11 protein-coding genes are annotated in these 9,121 nt (G+C 36.0%); 2 read left to right on the top strand and 9 right to left on the bottom strand.

Annotated features, from left to right (window positions below; all coding sequences use genetic code 11):
* Positions 1–517 precede the first annotated feature (517 nt).
* Complete coding sequence (locus IV84_RS11335; RefSeq protein ID WP_257722205.1) at positions 518–652, top strand: hypothetical protein; 135 nt, start codon at positions 518–520, stop codon at positions 650–652.
* 153 nt (positions 653–805) lie between these two features.
* On the opposite strand, the gene IV84_RS08480 is transcribed toward IV84_RS11335, so the two are convergent.
* From IV84_RS08480 to IV84_RS08445, 8 genes are all read right to left on the bottom strand, one after another.
* Positions 806–1,348: a dUTP diphosphatase gene (locus IV84_RS08480; protein ID WP_331244673.1), complete on the bottom strand. Its 543-nt coding sequence runs from the start codon at positions 1,346–1,348 to the stop codon at positions 806–808.
* Positions 1,349–1,362: 14 nt separating this feature from the next.
* Positions 1,363–2,304, bottom strand: a complete 942-nt coding sequence (locus IV84_RS08475; protein ID WP_056986415.1) for a hypothetical protein — start codon at positions 2,302–2,304, stop codon at positions 1,363–1,365.
* Positions 2,297–3,175 (bottom strand): hypothetical protein, encoded by an 879-nt coding sequence (locus IV84_RS08470; protein ID WP_046871657.1) that lies wholly within the window; start codon positions 3,173–3,175, stop codon positions 2,297–2,299. Before IV84_RS08470 ends, IV84_RS08475 begins: the two co-directional genes overlap by 8 nt.
* A 256-nt stretch (positions 3,176–3,431) precedes the next feature.
* Positions 3,432–4,775, bottom strand: a complete 1,344-nt coding sequence (glnA, locus tag IV84_RS08465) for a type I glutamate--ammonia ligase (protein WP_046871656.1) — start codon at positions 4,773–4,775, stop codon at positions 3,432–3,434.
* Between the two features lie 36 nt (positions 4,776–4,811).
* Positions 4,812–5,186, bottom strand: coding sequence for a MerR family transcriptional regulator (locus IV84_RS08460; RefSeq protein WP_046871655.1), 375 nt, complete (start codon positions 5,184–5,186; stop codon positions 4,812–4,814).
* Positions 5,187–5,280: 94 nt separating this feature from the next.
* A complete protein-coding gene (locus tag IV84_RS08455) occupies positions 5,281–6,534 on the bottom strand; it encodes a methionine gamma-lyase family protein (RefSeq protein WP_046871654.1) in 1,254 nt (417 codons plus the stop codon).
* A 2-nt stretch (positions 6,535–6,536) separates the two neighbouring features.
* Positions 6,537–7,463, bottom strand: coding sequence for a tRNA (adenosine(37)-N6)-dimethylallyltransferase MiaA (gene miaA, locus IV84_RS08450; protein WP_046871653.1), 927 nt, complete (start codon positions 7,461–7,463; stop codon positions 6,537–6,539).
* A 1-nt stretch (position 7,464) separates the two neighbouring features.
* The gene (locus IV84_RS08445; protein WP_046871652.1) at positions 7,465–8,199 is read right to left on the bottom strand and encodes a glycerophosphodiester phosphodiesterase; all 735 of its coding nucleotides are present in this window, start codon (positions 8,197–8,199) and stop codon (positions 7,465–7,467) included.
* An 89-nt stretch (positions 8,200–8,288) separates the two neighbouring features.
* Between IV84_RS08445 and IV84_RS10750 the strand changes: the two genes are divergently transcribed.
* Positions 8,289–8,465, top strand: coding sequence for a DUF3042 family protein (locus tag IV84_RS10750; RefSeq protein WP_080945533.1), 177 nt, complete (start codon positions 8,289–8,291; stop codon positions 8,463–8,465).
* A 123-nt stretch (positions 8,466–8,588) separates the two neighbouring features.
* On the opposite strand, the gene IV84_RS08440 is transcribed toward IV84_RS10750, so the two are convergent.
* Entirely contained in the window at positions 8,589–9,017 is a 429-nt protein-coding gene (locus tag IV84_RS08440; protein ID WP_056986413.1) for a rhodanese-like domain-containing protein, read from the bottom strand.
* Positions 9,018–9,121 lie beyond the last annotated feature (104 nt).

The following is a 9,121-nucleotide window of genomic DNA, read 5'->3' as shown; positions in this document are numbered from 1 at the left end:
ACCAATACGATTTGACAGAGACCCACTAAAATTAATTAGTGAGGCTTTTACTTTCTCAAACTCTTCGGAGGGGTCCAAGAAAGATTGTCATGTATCCCTACATTGCTATTTCATAATACTCGTCTGGAATAATTTATACAAGCTATAAGTTCAATTGAATCTATTTTTCTACTAAACAGGGGTAAGTTTTATCTGCCTTAACCACCATTTGCGTCACCGCGCACATCCCAAGCAATTAATTTTACATATTCTTATTATAAATAAAAAGGAGGCTCACTGGAATTAATCGGTAAGCCTCTTACTTTCTTAAACTTCTTAGGAGGGGATTAAGAAAGACGGTTGTGCATCCCCACAACAATCCTTAATTCTACACGCCTAAATAATTTATACAAGCACAAAATTTAAAGTGATTATTTCGGTCAAAATTTTGACTATACACGATAAATGAGCATATTATTTGAAATATTCCTGTAACAAAGACATAATGAGAATGTAAAATTCAATTGGAGGCATGCATATGGGACCATTGATGATCATTCTTGTTATTTTTATTTTTGCTATTGGCGTTCAAGTAATAAATGATTGGGATTCTTTGTTTCCGCAATCAAAAACGCAGTCGAAAAATAAAGATTTAAAAAGTATTCGTAAGTAACCTGATTTTTATTTTCTTAAAATAAAAAAGGATCGAAATAAAAGCTGACAGTTCAATAATTTGTTTATAGTTACTAGTTCAACAAGGAACTAGTAACCCGTGCTAATTATTGACAACTAACCTTTATTTCGATCCTTTTTTATTCTAAAATCTTTAATAGCCTTTTTCTTGCCTTTTATAATTAATCTTGTTTTTCTCATAGAAGGCTTTTTCAATTTCTTCTGCAGTAAAACCAAAACCTGCCATTCCTAATTTTAAATATAAATGCCATGCGTGTCGATAATTATCTGGACGATTGCTCACATAACTGCTAAACAACATCGATTTAATCGCCAAATACGTTTGAGTTAAATCTAGTTTATCCGATTTATCTGCTAATTTATCAAATTGCTCTTCAGTCAAATCAACATTTTCTACCCATTGTTTTTCGCTTGCAAACAACAAGAAAAAATCAATGGCATCTACATACTCAATCAAGAGTGTTTCACGAACTGTTTTACCATCATCGTGTTTGCCTTTATGATCTTTCCAAACTTTAAACCATTCAGAAGTATTGGCCACTTCAGAAAGCTCGACATCTAATGATAATAAAGTATTTTTAATTCGTGCATCCTGACTTAATGTTAAATGCTTTTCATCCGCAATACTCCGATCTAACTGAATAGACGATTGCATCATTTTTGGAATATCGATCAATTATTTCACCCACTCTAAACCATTTTAGAACCAATTTGAAGCTCATCAATATTATCAAGGAACCATTTCTTTAAAAAGCTAAACTGATTAAAGATTTCAAATAATGAATACTGCTCTTCTGGATCATGAACTGTAATTACCCAACGTCCAGTGCCATCCTCAGTCGTTTCTTTGTATAAGCTAAAGACAATATTGTTCCCAAGCTCTAAAAATGCACCTTGAGCTGCATCCATATTTTGGAGCATCAAATTATTATCTGCAGTTGCTACAAACAGTTTATCCATAATCTGTTCCGACAGATTTGTATTAGCCAAAATATACTTTTTATCATTTGATGCATCAAGCATATTAAAGTCCACGCTAAAATCAAAATCTGAAACCAAATATTTTCCGAACTGAATGAACAAATCAACGGCATTTGTAACTTCATCTTTATCAGATTTGTCACTCCACTCTGTAATAAAAAGTTTTGTGATTGTATCTGAATTAAAATACATCGTTTTTTCTTCAAGATTTAATGAAAAGATCACCTGATGACTATTTTGTTCAACATAAAAGGCACCATCTTGATTAGCCCGTTGTTCAAAATGAAATTCCTCTTTATCATCAATATTAGGAAATGTTTGATATAAAGTATCTGCCTTCAAATTATCCTCACGTGAGTGCAAAACGGCATCCTTGTCGCTATGTAATTCAAGAAGACGACTCATAAAAATCAAATAGTAATCATTCGCATTATATTTGTGTGGATAAACGACATACTCAGTATCCATCTGAAAATCAAAAAGCGCAGTGGATGCTTCTAACAGTTCATTCGCATCTTTAGTATCGGTTAACTGATCAAATAATTTTGTAAACTCAATTCCATGCTGAAGACCAGTCTTTAAAGAATCGCTATAGGCTACCAAACGTCCATTGGTTGTTAAACTTGAAGGATTCAAAGATTCATTACTCATCAGCACTCACCTTGTCCTTTCCAATCAAATTCATCAAATAGTCTGCATACAGCTTCTTGGAATGGCTGGTAAAAGCCTCAAAACTTCCGAATGCCTGTTTAACAGCCTGTTTTTCATAACTTAAGATTGTGTCTTCTTTAGATAACGCTAAAATTTGATCTTCATTACGCTTCATCGTGTCTCGTGCGTCTGTAGCTTTTTGATCCTCGTCTGTTAATTTAGTAAGTTCGTCTTTAACAGCCTGACGCTCCTCTTTGACCTTACCGCTCTCCCAAAAAGAACTATTTGAACTAGTATCTTGAAGTTGATCACGTAGCTGAGCTTTGCGCTGATCACGCTGATCTTGATTGGCCACTAAATCTTGTAATTGTTTATTTTCTTCTGAAATTTTAGCAATGTTTTCGGTATTTAAATGCTTATTATTAGCATCTAATTCGAAGGTTCCCTGAAGTTTCTGATATTCATCTTTGTCAAACTGAAATTCAAGATTCAAAACATCTAAGAAACCAAATTCACGACGATCCCACCAGTTCCCAAACAGAATCTTAAATTCTCCTTCAGAAACTTCCCGATAATAAAAGAATGGATAGATTTTCGCCAAATAATCAATCAATTGATAACTCAAATAATGACCAATTTGACTTCGGACATCTTCGACCAAATTAAAATAACCCGATTTAATCGAATCGTTTGCGCTAGAAACCTCTGTATGATACCGCTCTGGATCCAACAATTCATAGATTAATCGATCATCTTGCTGATCAACGGCCGTCTGTAACGCATTTAAAAAAGCAATCTTCCCTGAAAGGCTTTGCTTCAACCGTGCATTTGGTTGTTCTTGAGATTCCGTAGTATTTTTTTCATCACTCATTGTATATCGCTCCTATTTTGTAAGTTCACCTTACATTATTGATTACCTCTAATGTACCAAATAATTAGCTAATCAACAAAGAATTTTTCCTATCATAATTAAAGTTTAACAGAAATCGCTTAAAATACATGCCCACTTTGGAAATTCTTTGAAATCTTTTAAATAATTTGTCCTTTTTTTTAGAAAAAAATAACCAACTAATCTATCGTGTCATAACGGTATTGATCAGTTGATCATTTTAATTTAATTTTGTGATTTAGTATTGCTCAAGGTATTGATCACGTTCCCATTGAGTAACTTGTTGACGATAAGAAGCCCATTCTAATTTCTTTGCTTCAAGGAAGCTTTGATAAATATGTGAGCCAAGCGCTTTTTCCATAACTTCATCAGTTTCAAGAGCCTTCAAAGCATTATGCAAAGTTGAAGGTAAATCAATAATATTATTATTTTTACGTTCTTTTTCATTCATTCGGTAAATATTGCGATCAATTGACTTTGGTGGATCAATTTTATTTCGAATTCCATCAAGACCTGCCTCTAAGACTGCCGCAATTGCCAAATATGGATTTGCGGAAGGATCTACACTTCGCAACTCCAAACGAGTAGAAAGTCCACGACTACTTGGAACTCGAATCAATGGTGAACGATTACTTGCAGACCAAGCTACATAAACTGGAGCTTCAAATCCAGGAACTAATCGTTTGTATGAGTTCACAAGTGGATCACAAATAGCAGTAAAGTTTCGAGCATGTTTCAACAGACCACCAAGGAACCAATATGCTTCTTGAGATAACTGTAAGTCATTGTTCTCATCGTAAAAAGCATTTCCCTTATCATGGAATAATGACATATTAAGATGCATTCCAGAACCATTAATGCCGTCCAAAGGTTTCGGCATAAATGTCGCATGCAATTTATACTTACGAGCCACTGTTTTAACAACCAATTTAAAGGTCTGAATATTATCGGCCGCTGCCAATGCATCAGCATACTTAAAATCAATTTCATGTTGTCCTGGTGCCACTTCATGATGAGAAGCCTCAACATCAAAGCCCATATTTTCAAGTTCAAGAACAATATCACGACGACAATTTTCGCCAAGATCCATTGGTGCTAAATCAAAGTAACTACCCTTATCATTTAAGTTAGTTGTTGGTTTGCCTGTTGCGGGATCTAATTTGAACAAGAAGAATTCGGGCTCTGGTCCAATGTTAAAGTCAGTAAATCCAGCTTCACGCATTTCTTTAAGCAACCTAATTAGATTATTTCGCGGATCGCCTTCAAAAGGCTTTCCATCAGGTGTATAAACTTCACAAATCACTCGAGCAATTTTTCCATGTTCATTACCCCATGGGAAAACCATCCATGTTGAAAGATCAGGATAAAGATACATATCACTTTCTTCAATGCGCACAAATCCGTCAATTGAAGATCCATCAAACATCAGCTTATTATCAAGTAATTTGTCTAACTGACTAACAGGCACTTCCACATTCTTGATTGTTCCAAATAAATCGGTGAACATTAGTCTTAAGAAACGGACATTTTCTTCTTTTGCCATCTTGTGAATCTCATCTTTGGTATATTGTCGCTTTGCCATCTGTATCGCTCCTATTCTTATTTTCGGGACTGATTATCAATTGGAAAAAGCTCCGCCATCATGTTTGAGTCCACCAACTGTCAAAAACTCATTGTGTAACGCATCTAGCAAGTCAGCATCAGACACTGGTTTAGTCAGTTTTCGATGCTCCTGTTGACGCCGACTGGCCTGTTTTTCATAAACACGCTTAATTTCAGCCATATTAAATCCTTCGGTCAAATAATCTTTAATTTCAAGTAAACGATCAATATCGTTTAGCGAATACAATCGTCGATTACTTTCACTACGAACTGGTAAAATTAAACTCTGAGCCTCATAATAACGAATTTGGCGCGCTGTCAATTCAGTCAGTTTCATAATTGTACCAATTGGTAAAACTGCTCGCGATCGCTGAAGTTCTTTTTCTTTCATGACAACCCTCCTCATTCAAAAACAAGTACAGTTTATCAATGAAAGAATTTAAAGTCAACGGTTCATGTCACGTTTTATGACATGAGATCACATTCTAAAAGAATAGCTGAGAAACGGCCTCAGTAGTTGCAATTTTAACATGAGCATATGTGAGTCCACCCTGTATATAAAGCGTGTACGGCTTGCGTAATGGGCCATCAGCTGAGAATTCAACACTAGCTCCTTGAACAAAGGTTCCTGCAGCCATAATAATCTTATCATCATAGCCACCCATCTCACTTGGTACTGGATCCACATAGGAATTAATAGGTGAATAGTGTTGAACCGCCTCGGCAAATTTAATCATAGAATCAGGATTCCCAAAATTAACGGTTTGAATCAGATCAGTCCGTGGTGCATCCCACTTTGGACTAACATCCAACCCACATTTTTCCAAAAGGGCACTTTCATAAATTGCACCCTTAATTGCTTCACCTGTAACATGGGGAGCCTGAAAAAATCCTTGAAACATATCTGCTAAAGTATTCAACGTAGCTCCCTCATCTTTACCAGAACCAGGAGTTGTAAGCCGGTTACCAATTTGCGTGATCAATGTTTTTTTGCCCACAATATAGCCACCCGTTTTGGCCAAACCACCACCAGCATTTTTAATAAGTGAGCCAGCCATGACATCAGCTCCAAACTCTGTTGGTTCACTAATTTCAGAAAATTCACCGTAGCAATTATCAATAAATATTTTTACATTCGGCTTAAGTCCTTTTATAAAGCGAATCATTTCGGCAATTTGAGAGACGGTGAAACTTTCTCGAGTGGCATATCCACGTGACCGTTGAATGGCAACAACTTTCACATCATCGGTGAGTTTCTCACGTACATTTTTTTCAGAAAACTGACCTTTTTCATTTAGCTCAGCATAATCAAATTTTATTTGAAAGTCCTTCAAAGATCCAGCATTAGGCTCACCAGTTATTCCGATTACCTCTTGAACCGTGTCATATGGCATTCCGGTTGCATATAGTAATTTATCACCCGGTCTAAGCATTCCCCATAGCGCGGTACTGATGGCATGTGTACCAGATATTATTTGTGGACGAACCATGGCATCCTCTGTTTTAAAAACATCTGCATAAACGGCATCTAATGCATCCCGACCGCTATCATCATAGCCATATCCCGTTGATCCATTTAATTCCTCTTCAGAAACTTTTTCTTTACGAAACGCATCGAGAACTTTTTTTTGATTAAAAAGAACTTGTTCATCAATCTCATGTAATTTAGGAGCAATTTGTTTATCGACTTCATTAACCCAAGTTACAAGTTTCTTATCCAAACCATCTGTCCACTTCATACCTACTGGTCTCCATTCCATTTTTTTATTTTGGCAATTAATTGCGTTTTTTCTTCTGGATGTTGAACCAGATCAAACCAATTCACTTGCATCTTGTTTCGAAACCAAGTCAATTGTCGTTTTGCATAGTGTCGTGAATTTTGTTTTATTTTTTCAATAACTTCATCTTTAGAAATTTGGTTTTCAAAATACGGATACCATTCTCGATAACCAATTCCTTTTCCAGCCGGTAAATTTACACCACCCAGTTTATAAAGCTGATTGGCTTCGTTCTCTAAACCCGCCTTTACCATCAGATCAACTCGTTGATTGATCCGTTGATACAATAGTCTTCGTTCTGTATTTAATCCAATTAAAAGTGCATTATAGGGACTTTTTTTAACATCTTGCTGATCCGAAAAACGGTGGCCAGTTTTTTCAAAAACTTCTAGTGCCCTTACTACTCGTACCTCGTTATTAGGAGGAATCCCTTCAGCAGCCTTAGGATCAACTCGCTTCAGTTGCTCCCATAGTTCAGCCTGTGAATGGGCTTGTGCAAACGCATGCCACTTATTACGTACACTTTCGTTTGGTTCATAGGTGTCGCTACCGAGTGATAAATTTTGAAGCAGAGCTTGTAAATAAAACCCCGTTCCACCCACAATGATCGGTAAATGACCTCTTGCCGCAATCTGAGTAATTTGTTCTGCCGCATTCTGTTTAAAATCAGATACAGAAAATCGCTGGTCACAGTCACGAATATCAATCAAATGATGTTTTATGCCATTTTGTTCAGCTGGTAAAATTTTAGCCGTGCCAATATCTAAATGTCGATATACCTGCATAGAATCACCGGAGATAATTTCTCCATTGAATCGATTTGCCACATCCAACGATAAGCTTGTTTTCCCAACCGCAGTAGGTCCAATAATTGCTAATACTTTTTCCATTTTATCCACCTTGAATTGATCTCCGAATGATACTAGCTCGCCCCGGATAATCGGTTATAATGCCATCAAAACGACGCTTAAAACAATAACGCATATCGTCCGTACTGTTTACAGTCCACGGCCGTAATTGTACATGAGGTAGGAAAAAACGATGAGCCCTTACCCAACGAATGTCAGGGTGCCAATCTTTCACTAACCGACTCCGATAAAATTTACGAGCAAATTTGGTTTGAACCTTAAATAAACTTGCAAATTCAATATTAGGATTCAAAGCGTGCATCTTAACTAATGATTGTGGGTGAAAACTAGAATAAACAATTTGAAAAGGAACTTCTTGTTGGCTCATATAGTTCGAAACTTTTTCTTCAATACCTGGATATTGAATTTTATCAGTCTTGAGTTCCAAATTAAATAAACCAGTAAAGTTCTTTTTGATTAAAAATTGAACAACTTCATTCAAAGTGGGAATTCGAGTTCCCAAATATTCATATCCAAAATAGCTACCTGCATCTAATTGTTTTAATTCTGCAAGTGTCTTATCAAAAATACGACCGGTCCCATCTGTTGTTCGATCTACCGTCTCATCATGCATAATGATCAAGTGACCATCCTTAGACATGTGGACATCCGTCTCAATCCCATCAGCGCCCTCATCAATGGCTTTTTCGAACGATACAAGGGTATTTTCTGGACGAACTCCCTTACTGCCACGATGAGCAATAATCTTTGTTAACATAAAATCATTCCCATTCATGTAATTTACTGGATATTTTGGTCAAAAAAAGTCATAATAAAGATAATTAAAGATAGAAAGGGGTTTCAAAAATGAAAAATTTTGCTAAAGGATTTATCGTTGGTAGTTTTTCAGTTGTAGGGGCTGGCGCTGCTATCCTCTATACCTTCCACAAAGTAATCGTTCAACCCATTGAAGATCAAGAAAATCGTGCTGCTGAAAATCGTAAACGTGCAATGCGCAAGCAACGTTCAGCACATAATGGTTAATTTTCATAATTATCTGTACAGGGGCTGCCTTATTGCAGTCCTTTTTATTATGGCTTTAGATTAACAGAAAATACTGTTAAAAAAAAGATAAAGACAGCCCAAGGATTTCACCTCAACACTTCCTTACCTCGATTTAATTAACTTCTTTTTTTTAGTTTTTCCATTCCAACGTTGGAAACCGTAGTGAAGAATAAAGAGTTCTTTATATCCTTTTTTAGCAAGAAACAAAGCTGCTCGTGAACTTAAACTGCGCCCTTGGTCATAAATATAAACCGGTAAATCAGGACGGACTTCTTGAAAACGAGTTTTTAAAGTTGCATATGGGATACTACGAGCACCCAAAATATGTCCTGCATCAAAATCCTTTTTTTCTCTTAAATCGATGATTTGACCTTTGTGCATTCCCTCACGAAAATCATCTTCATCAAGCATTTTTGCTACTTTATTTCGTTTCCAAACAATGTATCCTTGATACACCAAATAAGCAGCAATCAAAATAATTAGAATTGTGTTTACAATAATACTAGCGGTTGAACTTGTACCTAATACCACGTTATTCTCCTCCTATGTCATTCATATTTGTTCTACACATAATTTACGCTTTTGCCTAGTCCACAAAGTAATAAAAAAAGGGTCTACACTTTCTGGTATTGGTG

The organism is Pediococcus damnosus (assembly GCF_001437255.1).
Classification (GTDB): domain Bacteria; phylum Bacillota; class Bacilli; order Lactobacillales; family Lactobacillaceae; genus Pediococcus; species Pediococcus damnosus.
The sequence above is the reverse complement of the archived record's forward strand: the minus strand, read 5'-3'. Positions and strand labels throughout refer to the sequence as shown.